This window comes from Pseudomonas sp. B21-048, assembly GCF_024748615.1.
In the GTDB taxonomy this organism is placed as follows: Bacteria; Pseudomonadota; Gammaproteobacteria; order Pseudomonadales; family Pseudomonadaceae; genus Aquipseudomonas.
Genome location: NZ_CP087168.1, coordinates 4,176,509 through 4,190,819, shown reverse-complemented (window position 1 = coordinate 4,190,819; position 14,311 = coordinate 4,176,509). Strand labels below are relative to the sequence as shown.

Sequence of the window (14,311 nt, the reverse complement as noted above, 5' to 3'; positions counted from 1 at the left end):
CCGGTGGTGGTAATCAATAATCCTGGCGCTTGCGAAACGCCCAGCGCCCGGCAATCAGGGTAAACGTCGCGACCAGCGCCACCAGAATCCAGAACCCCTCTGGGTCACCGGAAAGCGGCACGCCGCCGACGTTCATGCCGAAGAAACCGGCGATGATGTTGATCGGCAGCGCCAGCACCGTGACCACGGTCAGGGTGAACAGCGTGCGGTTGCTTTGTTCGTTGAGGTTGGCGGCGATTTCTTCCTGCAACAGCTTGATCCGTTCACCGAGGGCCGTGAGGTCGTTGATGATCAGCGCAAACTCTTCGGTGGACTTGCGCAGCTCCTTGACGTCCTCTTTCTGCAACCATTGCGGCGGACGATTGAGCAGGCGCAGCAACGAGCCCGGCTCCAGCGCCAGCAACCGTTGCAGGCGCACCAGCACCCGGCGGTTGGCGCCCAGCTCAGCCCGGTTGGTCGACAGGCGCGAAGACAGCAACTCATCTTCGACCTGATCGACGCTGAGGCTGGTCTTGCGCACGATCTGCGTCAGCACTTCGCCCTGATCGCGCAGTAAATGCACCAGCAATTCCAGCGGTGAGCGAAAGCATTCACCGGCCTTCACCGAAGAGCGCAGCTTGTCCACCGAGTGCAGCGGTTGCAGTCGGGCGCTGATGATCAGCCGGCTGCGGGCACAGACCCACAGCGTCGAGACATCCGAGGAGACCATGCTGCTGAGGTTGAACACCACGTCGTTGACCACCGCCAGCAACGCCGAATCGACATGCTCGATGCGCGTCGAACGGGAACCTTCGTGCAAGGCTTCGAAAAACTCGTCAGGCAATGCCAGATGGCTTTTCATCCAGCGCTCGCATGCGGCGTGGGCCAGGTTCAGGTGCAACCAGAGGAATTCATCACTGTCGTCCGGTTGTTGAAGGCAGTGCAGCGCCTTGGCCGAATCGATTTCCTGACCGCGCTCGCCGGGGCGAAAACTGAAGCCGTAAAGGAGGCCGAACAGGTCGGAATCGCGATGGCGCTGGTCGATGCTGTGGTTCATGAGGTCTCGCTGTGAGGGGGACGCCTGTTGCAGGTTTCCCAGGTTCACTTGAGCCTCATCATCGCAAGCAATTCTGAAGGTTTTGTGACAGTTGAATGGCGCCGAAAAAACCGCCCGCTGCCAGTGGTCGGAAGAAACTCAAGAAAGGCTCTGGCCCGCCGATGAGGCTGTTGTCGATCTTCCGATTCTGGTCATAAACCAGCGTCGCTGACAGGGATGTCCGGACACCTCGCACGTCTATAAGTCGTGCTTCAACTTCGTCATGAGATATCACTCGATGTTTTTGCAAAAGTCCCTGCGAGCACAAATTCTTGCCCTGTTGAGCGGCAGCCTGCTGGCGATGTTGCTGATCGCGTTGGCCTGCTTTCACTTTCTGTCCAATGGCGTTCAGAACTACGCGAACCTGATTGAAGGTCCGTTGCACACCTCGCAATTGATTGATGAAGCCAACCTGCAATTCAAGGTGCAGGTTCAGGAGTGGAAAAACGTTCTGCTGCGCGGCAAGGAACCTGCGAACCTGGACAAATACTGGAAGCAGTTCGAGGACCGCCAGCGCGACGTGCAGGGCATTCTCGGCGAACTGGCCGGGCAGAAGGGCATCGAGCCGCAACTCAAGACTCGCATCGAACGCCTGCGTGAAGAGCATCGTGTATTAGGTGCGGCCTATCAGAAGGGCCGTGATGCCTACGCCGCTGCCGGTGCCGACCCAGAGACCGGCGACAACGCGGTCAAAGGTGTCGACCGTGCGGCCAGCGAACAGATGAATGAATTGGTCAGCGAACTGCGCAAACAGGGCATCGAACAATCGAAGCTGATCAGTGCCAGCGCCGCTCAGACTGTATTGCTGGGGCTCGTGGTGATGCTGCTGTCGGGAGTGTTGATTGGCCTGTTGAGCCTGTGGCTGGTCAACCGCAACCTGGTGGAGCCGATTCGCAAACTGATCGACTACGTGACACAACTCAGCCAGGGCCGCTTTGCCGAACGCGTGGCCAGCACCCGTCAGGACGAGTTGGGCAACCTGGCCAAGGCCGCCAATACCTTGCGCGATTTCCTCGCCGAAACTTTCAGTCGTTTACAGCGCAGTGCGACGGATCTGAACACCGCCAGCGGCGAGCTGAATTCCATTGCCGGCCTCATGGCCAGTGGCACCAACGAGCAGTTCAGCCGTACCGATCAGGTGGCTACGGCGATGAACGAGATGTCCGCCACTGCGCAAGAAGTCGCGCGCCACGCAGCCGATGCGGCACGTGCGGCCGATGATGCTGATCAGTCCGCCCAGCAGAGCGAAAAAGTCATGCAGGGCACCATTCATACCATCACCCAAATGCGCGGCGAAATTGCCAACACCGCCACGGTTATCCGTCGTCTGGAAGAAGACAGCGGACGCATCGGCAAGGTCTTGGAAGTGATTCGCGGCATCGCCGAACAAACCAACCTGCTGGCGCTCAACGCGGCGATCGAAGCGGCCCGTGCCGGTGAAGCCGGCCGCGGATTTGCGGTGGTCGCCGATGAAGTACGCAGCCTGGCCCAGCGCACGGCAGCGTCGATCATCGAGATCAATCAGATCATTCAAACCGTGCAAACCGGTGCTGTGGACGCGGCCCAAGCCATCGAAAGCGGCCAGTCGCGCAGTGAGCAAAGTGTCGAGCAAGTAACCCAGGCTGGCGCCATGCTCGAGCGCATCACTCATGCCGTGGAAGCCATTCGCGACATGAACCGCCAGATCGCCACCGCCGCTGAAGAGCAGACTTCAGTGGCCGAAGACATCTCGCGTAACCTCACCGAAATCACCAGCATCGCCAGTACCAACCTGGACAACGTGCAGCGCACTGAAGCGGCCAGCCACAATCTGCATGGGTTGTCGGGGCAGTTGAATGAAGTGACGGCGCGGTTGAGCGCCTAGTGAAAGCGGCCACACTTGGGCTTTGTTGCAGGCGGTGACGGCGGCGTGGTTACAGGCGTTGCAGGATGAGGTTGGCAGTCCGTCGGTTCGGTGCTCGGCACCGCCGCTCAAGTCCGTGGGAGCAAGCTGAAGATGAACGTCGTACCCTGTAGCTCGGTCGAGACCACCTCCAGTTTCCCGCCATGGGACTGCGCAATCTGACTGGCAATGTACAACCCCAACCCGAGGCCGGCCTGCGGTCTTGCGTCGGCTGGTTTGGAGTAGGGCTGGAACAGGTGCGGCAGCGCATCCTCGGCAATCAGCCCCTGGTTTTTTACCCTCAACACAAAGTGCCCTTCCTTGATTTGCGCGCTGACCTCGACCGGGCCGTCGGGGTCTCCATGGACAACTGCGTTCGCCACCAGATTGGACAGCAACTGTGCGACCCGCTCGCGATCGCAATGAATGTTGCTCAGGTCGCCAATCGACGACTGAATGATGCGTTTAGGGTGAATGCTCTGGATCTCGGAAATGACATGCCGCAATGCATCTCCCAGATCCGGGCACGGCTCGATGTTCATGGGAATGCCCCGTCCCAGTGAGCCCCGGGCGAAGTCCAGCACGTCATCGACCAGTTTGGTCGCACGTTGGGCGCTGGTGAGGATGTGCCGGGCGCGTTGCTCATTTGCGGGGTCAGAGACTTTACGCAGAAGCATTTCGGCACCGGCGCTAATGGCAAACAAGGGGTTGCGCAGGTCATGGCCGAGCACGGCGATGAACTGTTCGCGCAATTCGGCGGTTTTACGTTTCTTGATCAGCGACGCTTCGGTCCGTTGCAGGTTTTCTTCGGCTTCGATCTGCAGCGCCAGCATCCGGGCGAAAGACTCCATGGTGCTCTGGATCGTGCTGGACTTGAGCGGCGCCGGAGTGGGATCAAAGGCACAAAGGGTGCCGAAAAAGCGCCCGTCTGTGCGCACTATCGGGACGGCCATGTAGCTTTCGAATGGATAAGTGCTGGGCGTGTGGTGATTGCGATACAGCGGATCTTCACTGGCCTTGTCGATCACCACCGAGTGGTGGCCCAGGCGAATTTCGTTGCACAGGGTGGAGACCAGATCCAGTTCATCGCCCACTTGCAAACCGACATCCAGTCGATCGAGCACCGCGCAAGCAATCCAGGAATCTTCGATAACACGCGCCACCGCCGCGAACCGCAACCCGGTCAACTCACTGATTACCTGAAGAATCGCCGGCACCGCGCTGATCCGGCTGATTGTGGCGATGTCTGCTGCCGCTGTTTGCCCCATATCCGTGGTTCTCTGCTTCAACATGCCGAATGGTTTTGAGGGATTCTAGCGGGCTTGCGCGAAATAGCGCGCCTTCGTTCGTCGCTTCAGCGAATGGCCTGATGCCGAATGCAAAAAAAGCCGCACGATCCGAGAATCGTGCGGCTTTTTGCAGATGAATCATTTGTCTTGTTTGTCGCTCAAAACCTTGCCCGTGGTGGCATCAAAGTCGACGTCCCACTCAGTGCCATCCGCCATACGCAGTTCAACTTCATATTCGTAACCGTTGAAGTGGTTATCCAGGTCGGTGTCGGTAATCGTGGCACCCGGGTGCAACTTCAGGGCGGCCTGATTCAGTTCTTCCAGGGGTTTGATCTTGCCACTCTTGACCAACTCAGGGATCTGGTCGATACGAACGTCAGCCTGCGCCAAGCCAGCGGTGAGCGTCAGGGTAGCGGCGGTGAATAGGGCAGTTAAGGTTTTCATGAAGTTCTTTCCTTGGATGAGCTGTTTAAGTGGGATCAGGTTAAACAGCGCAACTTAATTCACGCTTAATTACTCGTGGCGTCGGCTTAAAAGCTTCGCGGTCTCGAATCAATACCCGTTGTTCTGCAACAACTGCGCAACGCTCGCCGCCGCCGGACGCTTATAGAACTTCAGCAGTTCGCTGGCGCGATTGGTGAAGATGCCGTCGACGCCGGCATCCGTCACTTTCTGATAATCCACGGCATCGTCGATGGTGTAGACGTGTACCAGCAGGCCCTGATCGTGGGTGTACTGGTTCATCCACGGTTGCACCAGGTCCGAATAGCTCTGATCGCCGCGCTGGGTCAGTGCGGCCGAAGGGCCGGTGCCGATAGCGCCCTGGGCCTTGGCGTATTCGACCCATTGCTGGAACTCGGCTTTGTCTTTTGGTTCCTGCTTGGCGTACCAGGTCGCTTTATCCTTGTCGCCGGACTCGGCGAACGTCACTTTGGATTTCGGCTCGATGCTGCCTTCGCCCACCCACAGCAACAGGATTTTCGGCACTTGCGGCATTTCCTTCTCAAGCAATTCGAGGCTGGTCTTCTCGAAGGTTTGCAGCACCACTTTGCCTTTGCCTTTGCCTTGGCCGACCGCCAGATTGCTCTTCGCCAGTTTTGAACCGGCCGGACTCAGCCAGCCGCGGTCCTGCAATTTATCCTTGAGGTCACGCTCGATGCCGGGAAACTGCTTTGGCTCCTTGGTCTCGATGTACAGGCCCGGCTTGTGCAGTGGGTTGCCCTGGGCGATGTCGATGATTTCGTCCAGGGTCAGGATCTTAAGCCCCGCGTAGCTCGGACGCGCGCGGTCCGGGTAAGCGCTGTTGAACCAGCTGCCGGCGTCCAGGGTTTTGAGTTCGGCGATCGTGAATTCGTTGGCGGGGCTGTCCTTGCGCTCAGGGAATTTTGTGGCGACGTCGGTGGTGCGTTGCAGGTTGTTGTCGTGCAGGGCGAATAGCACGCCATCCTTGCTGCGTTGCAGATCCATTTCCAGGTAATCGGCACCCAGGTCGCGAGCCAGTTTGTAGGCCGCCGCGGTGGATTCCGGTGCATCGAACGACGCACCACGATGGGCGATCACCGCCGGATGCGGAATGCCCAAGCGAGTCGCCAGCGCGGTGGGGTTTGGCTCGCTGGTGGCCTGTGCCTGACCGAGGCCGAGCATCAGGCTCAGCAGCAGGGCGCTCTTGGTAAAGGTGACAGGCATGGTCGAAGTCCTTTTGCGATGGATTTTCAGAGACGTCTCTTTTAACAACTGAACACCGCTTGCGCTATCGCAAGACCGACATAAACGTGTTTAAAGCAGATTTTTTCAGCGCTTTTGGGCGGTTCTTTGCAGTACTCTTGGCCTCGGCGATTCCCCGGCAGAGGGAAATCCGTTCTTTTGCCCTGCGTGTAAACCATCGATCACCGGTCCTTTGCGACCCTTTGTGAGGTTTATCATGCGCATCACTTCCCAGCTCATTTGCCAGGCCGCCGACCAACTCAAAGGCTTTGTTGGTCTCAATCGCAAGACCGGCCAGTACATCGTTCGTTTCAGCGAAGACTCGTTCGGCATGGACGTGGCCGACGAGGGCATCATCCCCACCAGTGAATTCGTCTGGGCACCCGGCCCCGAGCAGACCATGACGCTCAAGCGCGAACTGATCCAGTTGCTGCTGGACCAGAACATCGATGACCAGATCAACATCACCGAACCGTTGCGGGTGTACATGAACCGGCGGGACGTGCCGCAGATTACGGCGATGAGGAGTTTGGTGCGGGGGTGATGTTTTTGCGGTGTTTGTTCTGGCCTCTTCGCGGGACCTGCCCGCGACGGCGATTTAAAGAACACAGCAGCAATCACTGCTTAAACAGATACGCCCGCTCAACCCTGCACACCCGCGTATGACACGCCGAATACCAGGTCGACCGCCCACGCTCACGAATCGCACTGTGCTCGGGATGGTGTTTCCAGGCCAGGATCGCCGCTTCGCTGTCCCAGTACGACACCGTAATCCCGAGCCCATCCGCACCCCGGGCCGATTCCACGCCAAGAAAGCCGGGTTGCTCACGGGCCAGTGCCACCATACGTTCGGCGGCCTGTTCGTAACCGTGATCGCCGTCGGTGCGCAGCGAGGTGAAAATCACTGCGTAATAAGGCGTTGCAGGTGTCGGGGCAATCACGATTTTTGCCTCGCACAAGCCTCGATCAACGCACGGACCAACGGCGGCAGAATACCCTTGAGCGCGGCGCGTTCCGGTTGGAATAACGTGGCGACGAAGAATGGATGATCTTTCAGCTCCACCGCTCGCAGATCCCCCGCCGAATCGTGGCCAACCGCGTGTAACTGTTGTTTCAGTAGTGCCCGTTCAAACTCAGGATTCACACCATAACGGCAGTGATATCCCTCACGAGTCTCAGTCTTTTCGTACGCCTTGGCGATCAACGAGCCTTCAACCAAATGAATACTGTCGACAGCTTCCACCAGCGAGCAGGCCAGCGGCGTGAGTAACGCCCGCGTCGCCTCGGGCGAGGTCTCGCCGTGTTCGGCATCCTGCCAGCCCAGAACGTTGCGGGCGAATTCGAGCACCGCGTGCTGAAAGCCGCCGCACGTGCCAAGGAACGGTCGCTGTTGCTCGCGGGCAAAACGGATCGCCCGTAAAGCGCCGCCCATGTCGCGATACGGGCTGGCAGGCACGCACCAGAAACCATCGAAGTCATCCAGTGGCGTTTCGGCGTTGATGCTGTCGGTGGCCAACCATTGAAAGGGTATGTCCTTGCCTATGTGTTCAACGGCCATGCCGAGGGCGACGGGAATGGCTTGGTGGGCGGTGACTTGTGGGTCGTGATCGCCGATCAGGGCGATGCGGATGGCGTTGGTTTCCATGAGTGATCTCGACGCTTGTTGATTCCTGGCAGCCACTATAGATTGGCGTTCATGCAATCAATATTGGCGTTATCCCAAGTGGTCAATGCACCGACGCACTATCGACTGGACTACCCGGACCTGTCCCTGATCCTCGCCCTGGTGCGCGGCGGCTCTCTGGCCCGGGCATCAGCGTTGTTGAAGGTCGATGTCTCGACGGTGTTTCGCGCCGTCCGCCGACTGGAAGCGGCGCTGGGTCAGCAACTGTTTGAAAAGAGCCGTGCCGGTTACCTGCCGACCACGCTGGCACAGACGTTGGCCGAGCAGGCTGAACACGCCGAACAAGCGCTGGAGGCTGCGCGCATTGGCGTGGAGCAGGGCGGTGAAATCATCAGCGGCACCGTGCGCCTGACCTGCACCGACTCGGTCCTGCAAAGTTTGTTGTTGCCAGCACTGGCGAGGTTCATGCCGTCCTATCCGGCGCTGACCCTTGAACTCTGCACCTCCAACGACTTTGCCAACCTCAGCCGTCACGATGCCGACGTCGCCTTGCGGCTGACCCGCACACCGCCCGAGCATTTGGTTGGCCGGCGGCTGGCGGATATTTCCTACCGGGTCTGTGCCAGCGCGGCCTATCTACAATCGGTCGATTCCCACGAGCTGGCTGCTTTGACCTGGATCGCTCCGGACGACTTTCTGCCTGATCACCCCACCGTCGCCTGGCGTCGTCAGCAGTTGCCTGGTGTGACACCGAGTTATCGCTGCAACAGCATGTTATCGGTGACCGAATTGGTACGGGCCGGGCTGGGTGTCGCGGCGTTGCCGGACTTCCTCATCGGTGACGGACTGCAACCGTTGACCGACCCCTTGCACGGTTACGACGCCGCGCTGTGGTTGCTGACTCGCCCGGACTGCCGCGCGTTGCGTTCGGTGGTGACGTTGTTCGATGAATTGGGGCGGGCGCTGAAGTTGCCTTGAGCCGGATCACGCTTTCGGCGGCTCTTTGCCTACGAAGTGTTGATGCATTTCCGACGTCAGGCTTTCGATACGTTCGGTCAGGGTCTTGGTGATTTCGGTGAGCCGGGTGTTTTGCTCCAGCAGCTCCATCAGTTGCGCGGTGTTTCGCGCGGCCTGGACCTGGCGTTCACTGTTGGCGATGGCCAAGGCTTCACGATGTCGCGCATCGGCGTCTGACTGGGCCTTGTCCCGCGCCGCCTGACGTGTCTGGGCCAGCAGAATCAGCGGCGCGGCATAGGCCGCTTGCAGGCTGAACGCCAGGTTAAGCAGGATGAACGGGTACACATCGAAATCGGTTACGCCTGACAAGTTCAGGCAAATCCAGACCACCACAATCAGGGTCTGGGCGCCGAGAAAAGTCGGCGTGCCGAAGAACCGTGCAAAGGCCTCGGCGCGCAGGGCAAAACGGTCGTTGCCAAACGTCGACGCGAGGTGAGCATGTGGGCGATGGAAGCGCAGGTGATCGACGGGGCCGGTGAATTCGGTTTCGATTTTGCGGGTTGGGGTACTCATGGTGCTCCCTGCAGGGTCATTGGGACTGAGGCTCACTATAGCCCCGGCGCCAGTTTCATTCTGAAACACATTACGGTGATTTATGCAGAGTGACCGGCCAACGATAAAACGACGGACATTGTCATTCTTTGCAGCTCGATTCAGCGCTCATAACAGGCCAGGAACATGTCCAGCGCCGACTCCACAACGGTGTGCTGCATCTCGGGCGACAAGCCTGGCTGGCCCATGGAAATCTGTGGCCAGAACGCAAAGGATTTGAGCAGTCCCTGAACCTGTTGCGCGGCGAACTCTGGTGCAGCCGGCATCAATCGGCCATCGGCCTGGGCGGCGCGAATCCACACAGTCAGGCCTTCTTCGCGCTCACTCATTCGAGCGACCATGTTCTGTGCGCGCTCTGGAGAATGAATGGTGGCGGCAATCGCCACCCGCGCCAGGTCGAGAAAATTGTCATCGGCCAGCATCTGCAGTTTTGCTTGCAACATCAGGCGCAACTGATCGCGCAGGGGCAGGTCAGGGCGGTAGACCGTTTCCTGTTCAGCCATCACCCGCGTCCACAATTGATTGAGAATTTCGGCGAACAACTCTTCCTTGCTCGGGAAGTGGTTGTACACCGTGCGCTTTGACACACCGGCGGTGGCGGCGATCTTGTCCATGCTGGTGATGTCGAAACCGTTGGCACGGAATTCGGCAATCGCCGCCTGGATGATGGCTTCTCGTTTACGGTCGGTGAGGCGCTGTGGCGCTGTCATAAATACGCTTCGAAAGGAAAAGTTCTGAAATTACACTTGGCAGTTTACTTGTGATCGGCTTTGATGCAACCTTGAAACTACACTGTGCAGTGTAATATTTTGTTAATCCTGCCCGGTAAAAAATACAATCTGCGGCCAATGTGTGCATGCCTTGGCCATTTATCGTCCCAAGCAAGAAATCGCTAATGAGCGGTTTTTCTGGAGTCATTCAGTCATGGCCACCTCAACGTCCCCAGCGAATAACGCCTCAACGCCCGAAGCATCTCGACAGGCTCAAGGGCAGTACCGCAATCATGTGCCGGTGCAGCGCGAAGGCTTTCGCAAAACCTTGCGCATCATTTGGAACATGATCTTCCACAAGCCACGCGACACCCGCCCATCCACTCCTGTCCCAGTGGAAACCCTGACCCGGGCTGCGTTGATCGCCGCGCCCAACCACAGCGTCTATCGCCTCGGCCATTCCACGGTTCTGTTGAAGCTGCGAGACAAATTCTGGATCACCGATCCGGTCTTCGCCGAGCGCGCCTCACCAGTGCAATGGGCCGGCCCCAAACGCTTTCACCAACCGCCTATCAGTCTTGAAGACCTGCCGCCAATTGAAGCGGTGATCCTGTCCCACGATCACTACGACCATCTCGATTATCAGGCTGTCCTCAAACTGGCGAACAAGACCCAATACTTCCTCACCCCGCTGGGCGTGGGCGACACCCTGATCAAGTGGGGTATCGACGCCAGTAAAGTGCGCCAACTGGATTGGTGGCAGGGTACCGAGGTCAATGGCCTGCAATTTGTCGCCACACCTTCGCAGCATTTTTCCGGTCGTGGCCTGTTCGACGGCAACAGTACCCTTTGGGCGTCGTGGGTGATGATCGACGGTGACACGCGGGTCTTCTTCAGTGGCGACAGCGGCTACTTCGACGGCTTCAAACGCATTGGCGAGCAGTATGGGCCGTTCGACCTGACGCTCATGGAAACCGGCGCCTACAACGTCGAGTGGCCTCACGTTCACATGCAGCCCGAGCAAACCCTGCAAGCGCATATCGATCTTAAAGGACGCTGGTTGCTGCCGATCCATAACGGCACCTTCGACCTGGCGATGCACGCCTGGTACGAACCCTTCGACCGCATTTTGGCACTGGCCTGGGAGCGGAATGTGTCGATTATCACGCCGCAGATGGGTGAGGCGTTCAATGTGATGTATCCGCAGCCTGGTCGTGCGTGGTGGCTAAATCTGGAAAATATAAACGATCAGGTGGCGGTTCATAACGCTTGATATTGTGTGCCGGGCCACTTGCCGTGGGAGCGGTCCGGGCTCTCAACCCACTTACCTGCGTTCATCCGGCAGCAGGCTTGGATATTCCGAAATCTTTGCCACGGTCAAATCATTGAATTTTCCACGAAGTAATTCGTCGAGTTCCTCCTGAGACAGCCCGAGCCTTTGCGCAGCCTCAGTCTTACTCAGCCGGCCGGTTTCGAGGAGCAGACCAATCTTCATAATGTGTTCGGCTTTGGCCCGCCTGCTTCCATCAATTTCATTCATCTGCTGACACCTCACTCAACCATCGAATAATCCGCCCGCGCCACCGGATTCGGCGTCGCCCCTTTCACATTCATCCCTCTGCCCGGCGCAAACCCGGGGAAGAACACCAAACCTTGCGACTCCAACTGATAGGCCAACGCCAGTCGGGTGACATCCAGCACATCGCGTTCCGCTTCGAAACGCTGAATGGCATCAACGGAAACGCCGGATTGCGCGGATAGCTCTTCAATACTCCAGCCCAGCATCGCTCGGGCCTGGACGCAGTGGGCAGGGGTGAACTGGAAGAGGGCGATACGTTCCAGGGTGATTTTCATCGCAAGAGAGGCCATGGTTTTCTCCAGGGTTCGAGAGTGACGATTCGAAAAAGTACTGTGTTTTTGTACAGTTATTTTTGGCCTGGATCAAACTCATTTTTTGATTGATTCTATTTTTTCGCTCAGCCAGGGGCATTGGACCGACTACGCTGTTCTATGCGGGAGCTGAACGTTCAATGGGCATTCAACTCTCGTTAGCAGCAATGATTGAACGTCAGCTTTCTGATTTTCAGTACAGGAAAGGGGCGTTTCAGCGGCAGTGCGCCACAGCGTTATGCAGGAAGGGAATCATGAAAAGACTACGTCTGTTATGTGCCCTGATCGGTTTTACAAGTCTGCCCGTCGTGGCTGATATGGCATCGTTAAGTAAAGAGGCCTTTGTCAGCAACCTGATAGATCAGATGACCCTGGAGGAAAAAATCGGTCAACTGCGGTTGATCGCCATTGATGAAAAGATGACGCCCGAAAAGATACGCGAAGAGATCGCCGCCGGGCGAATCGGTGGTACGTACGGCTCTGTGAGCCGCTACGTCAACCGACCCATGCAGGACGCGGCTCAACAAAGCCGCTTGAAAATACCGATGTTTTTCGGCTGGGACGTGATACACGGCCATCGAACCATTTTTCCCATTGGTCTGGCATTGGCCTCCAGCTGGGATATTGGCGCTATCGAGTTGAGTGGTCGAACAGCGGCGAAAGAAGCCAGTGCGGACGGTATCGATTTGACCTTCGCCCCGATGATCGATATCGCCCGGGATCCTCGTTGGGGGCGCACCTCCGAAGGCTTCGGCGAAGACACCTATCTGGTTTCGCGCATTGCCAAAGCGATGGTTCAGGCCTACCAGGGCGCAAGCCCGAATGCACCCGACAGCATCATGGCCAGCGCCAAACACTTTGCGTTGTACGGGGCTGTCGAGGGTGGACGCGACTACAACAGCGTCGACATGGGCCTGGCCAGGATGTACCAGGAATACCTGCCACCTTATCGTTCGGCGATTGAAGGTGGCGCGGGGGCGATGATGGTGGCGCTTAACTCGATAAACGGTGTGCCAGCCGCTTCCAATGCATGGTTGATGCAAGACCTGCTTCGCAAGGCATGGGGTTTCAAGGGGCTGGTCATCAGCGACCATAACGGGATTAACGATCTGGTTCAGCATGGTGTTGCGAAGAATCCTCGCGATGCGGCCAGGCTCGCGATCAGGGCTGGCGTTGATATGAGCATGAACGATTTCTCCTATGGTCCGGAGTTATCCGGGCTGCTTGAGTCAGGCGCTATTTCCCAGAGCAATATTGATAATGCAGTGCGCGAAGTGCTGGGTGCCAAGTACGACATGGGGCTGTTCGAAGACCCTTACCGACGCATTGGCGTTGCCAGTGAAGACCCCGCTGATAACAATGCCGAAAACCGTCTGCACAGAGCGCAGGCCCGTGAGGTGGCACGCAAGACATTGGTGCTGCTGAAGAATGAAAATTCGCTCTTGCCGCTGAAAAAAGAGGGCGTGATCGCGCTCATAGGCCCACTGGCAAAAAGTACCGTCGACATCATGGGCAGTTGGTCTGCAAGCGGCGTGCCCGCGCAATCGGTGACGATCTACGACGGGCTGAAAAACGCGATGAACACGGGCTCGCTGATCTATGCCCGAGGCGCCAATCTCGAGGAGGACCAGGAGGTCGTTAAATACCTGGAATACCAGGGAGTGTCCGAAATCGCGAACGACCCTCGTCCGGCAGCCGAAATGATTGAGGAAGCGGTGAAGGCTGCACAGCAAGCCGATGTGGTGATTGCGGTGGTGGGCGAGCCACGCAGTATGTCTCATGAGGCGGCCAGTCGAACCAGCCTCGATCTACCTGGGCGTCAGAGTGAATTGATCACCGCACTGAAAGCCACCGGCAAACCGCTGGTACTGGTATTGATGAACGGCCGACCACTTTCCATCGGCAAGGAGCATAAACAGGCCGGTGCGATTCTGGAAACCTGGTACAGCGGCTCTGAGGGAGGCAACGCCGTTGCCGATGTGTTGTTCGGGGACTACAACCCGTCCGGCAAGTTGCCCATCACCTTTCCACGTTCCGTGGGGCAGATCCCCAATTACTACAGCCACTTGAACACCGGTCGCCCCTACATCGTGGGTGCGCTTCGCAACTACACGTCGCAATATTTCGATCAATCCCATGGTCCGCTTTATCCCTTCGGCTATGGGCTGAGCTATACCGATTTCAGCCTGACCGACATGGCCCTGTCTTCGACCACACTGAACAAGACCGGCAACCTCGTTGCTAGTGTCATAGTGAAAAATACCGGCCAGCGCGACGGCGAAACAGTGGTCCAGTTGTATATCCGCGACGTCGTGGCATCCGTCAGCCGTCCGGTCAAAGAACTGAAGAACTTTCAAAAAATCATGCTAAAGGCGGGGGAGGAGAAAGCAGTCCACTTCAGCATTGATGAGAACGACCTGAAGTTCTTCAACGCCCAGCTGGAATACGCCGCCGAGCCCGGCGAGTTCCGGGTGCAGATCGGACTGGATTCCCAGGATGTGAAGGAGCAGAGTTTTGAGTTGCTGCCAGAACAAGCAGTGGCTAAAACCGATCAGTAAAGAAGTAGGA

The 14,311-nt window shown here is 57.9% G+C and carries 15 protein-coding genes; 5 read left to right on the top strand and 10 right to left on the bottom strand.

The window, feature by feature from the left end:
- Positions 1 to 13 precede the first annotated feature (13 nt).
- On the bottom strand, positions 14 to 1,036 hold the full coding sequence (locus LOY56_RS19710) for a transporter (RefSeq protein WP_258616682.1): 1,023 nt from the start codon (positions 1,034 to 1,036) through the stop codon (positions 14 to 16).
- A 277-nt stretch (positions 1,037 to 1,313) separates the two neighbouring features.
- Between LOY56_RS19710 and LOY56_RS19705 the strand changes: the two genes are divergently transcribed.
- Entirely contained in the window at positions 1,314 to 2,939 is a 1,626-nt protein-coding gene (locus LOY56_RS19705) for a methyl-accepting chemotaxis protein (RefSeq protein ID WP_258616681.1), read from the top strand.
- 107 nt (positions 2,940 to 3,046) lie between these two features.
- Here LOY56_RS19705 and LOY56_RS19700 read toward each other — a convergent pair whose 3' ends face one another.
- The 3 genes from LOY56_RS19700 to LOY56_RS19690 form a co-directional block, all read right to left on the bottom strand.
- The gene (locus LOY56_RS19700) at positions 3,047 to 4,225 is read right to left on the bottom strand and encodes a GAF domain-containing sensor histidine kinase (RefSeq protein ID WP_258622781.1); all 1,179 of its coding nucleotides are present in this window, start codon (positions 4,223 to 4,225) and stop codon (positions 3,047 to 3,049) included.
- 159 nt (positions 4,226 to 4,384) lie between these two features.
- Entirely contained in the window at positions 4,385 to 4,690 is a 306-nt protein-coding gene (locus LOY56_RS19695; protein WP_258616680.1) for a PepSY domain-containing protein, read from the bottom strand.
- A gap of 108 nt (positions 4,691 to 4,798) precedes the next feature.
- Complete coding sequence (locus LOY56_RS19690; RefSeq protein WP_258616679.1) at positions 4,799 to 5,932, bottom strand: glycerophosphodiester phosphodiesterase; 1,134 nt, start codon at positions 5,930 to 5,932, stop codon at positions 4,799 to 4,801.
- A gap of 235 nt (positions 5,933 to 6,167) precedes the next feature.
- Here LOY56_RS19690 and LOY56_RS19685 point away from each other — a divergent pair, with 235 nt between their 5' ends.
- The gene (locus LOY56_RS19685) at positions 6,168 to 6,494 is read left to right on the top strand and encodes a DUF2025 family protein (RefSeq protein ID WP_258616678.1); all 327 of its coding nucleotides are present in this window, start codon (positions 6,168 to 6,170) and stop codon (positions 6,492 to 6,494) included.
- Positions 6,495 to 6,567: 73 nt separating this feature from the next.
- Here the strand turns inward: LOY56_RS19685 and LOY56_RS19680 are convergent, their stop codons facing one another.
- Both LOY56_RS19680 and LOY56_RS19675 read right to left on the bottom strand, forming a co-directional pair.
- Positions 6,568 to 6,891 (bottom strand): antibiotic biosynthesis monooxygenase, encoded by a 324-nt coding sequence (locus tag LOY56_RS19680; protein ID WP_258616677.1) that lies wholly within the window; start codon positions 6,889 to 6,891, stop codon positions 6,568 to 6,570.
- Positions 6,888 to 7,595 carry a CTP synthase gene (locus LOY56_RS19675; RefSeq protein WP_258616676.1) on the bottom strand — a complete coding sequence of 236 codons (708 nt, stop codon included), beginning with the start codon at positions 7,593 to 7,595 and terminating at the stop codon, positions 6,888 to 6,890. Before LOY56_RS19675 ends, LOY56_RS19680 begins: the two co-directional genes overlap by 4 nt.
- Before the next feature lie 15 nt (positions 7,596 to 7,610).
- Between LOY56_RS19675 and LOY56_RS19670 the strand changes: the two genes are divergently transcribed.
- Positions 7,611 to 8,552 carry a LysR family transcriptional regulator gene (locus LOY56_RS19670; RefSeq protein WP_258616675.1) on the top strand — a complete coding sequence of 314 codons (942 nt, stop codon included), beginning with the start codon at positions 7,611 to 7,613 and terminating at the stop codon, positions 8,550 to 8,552.
- Between the two features lie 6 nt (positions 8,553 to 8,558).
- Here the strand turns inward: LOY56_RS19670 and LOY56_RS19665 are convergent, their stop codons facing one another.
- Together LOY56_RS19665 and LOY56_RS19660 are read right to left on the bottom strand one after the other, a co-directional pair.
- Positions 8,559 to 9,104: a DUF1003 domain-containing protein gene (locus LOY56_RS19665; RefSeq protein WP_258616674.1), complete on the bottom strand. Its 546-nt coding sequence runs from the start codon at positions 9,102 to 9,104 to the stop codon at positions 8,559 to 8,561.
- A gap of 140 nt (positions 9,105 to 9,244) precedes the next feature.
- Entirely contained in the window at positions 9,245 to 9,853 is a 609-nt protein-coding gene (locus tag LOY56_RS19660) for a TetR/AcrR family transcriptional regulator (RefSeq protein ID WP_258616672.1), read from the bottom strand.
- A 214-nt stretch (positions 9,854 to 10,067) separates the two neighbouring features.
- On the opposite strand from LOY56_RS19660, the gene LOY56_RS19655 reads away from it, so the two are divergent.
- Positions 10,068 to 11,126: an MBL fold metallo-hydrolase gene (locus LOY56_RS19655; protein ID WP_258616671.1), complete on the top strand. Its 1,059-nt coding sequence runs from the start codon at positions 10,068 to 10,070 to the stop codon at positions 11,124 to 11,126.
- A 51-nt stretch (positions 11,127 to 11,177) separates the two neighbouring features.
- Here LOY56_RS19655 and LOY56_RS19650 read toward each other — a convergent pair whose 3' ends face one another.
- Positions 11,178 to 11,393: a helix-turn-helix domain-containing protein gene (locus LOY56_RS19650; RefSeq protein ID WP_258616669.1), complete on the bottom strand. Its 216-nt coding sequence runs from the start codon at positions 11,391 to 11,393 to the stop codon at positions 11,178 to 11,180.
- Between the two features lie 11 nt (positions 11,394 to 11,404).
- Positions 11,405 to 11,722, bottom strand: a complete 318-nt coding sequence (locus tag LOY56_RS19645) for a helix-turn-helix transcriptional regulator (RefSeq protein ID WP_258616668.1) — start codon at positions 11,720 to 11,722, stop codon at positions 11,405 to 11,407.
- A gap of 275 nt (positions 11,723 to 11,997) precedes the next feature.
- On the opposite strand from LOY56_RS19645, the gene bglX reads away from it, so the two are divergent.
- Positions 11,998 to 14,301 carry a beta-glucosidase BglX gene (bglX, locus tag LOY56_RS19640; protein WP_258622776.1) on the top strand — a complete coding sequence of 768 codons (2,304 nt, stop codon included), beginning with the start codon at positions 11,998 to 12,000 and terminating at the stop codon, positions 14,299 to 14,301.
- Positions 14,302 to 14,311: the final 10 nt, after the last annotated feature.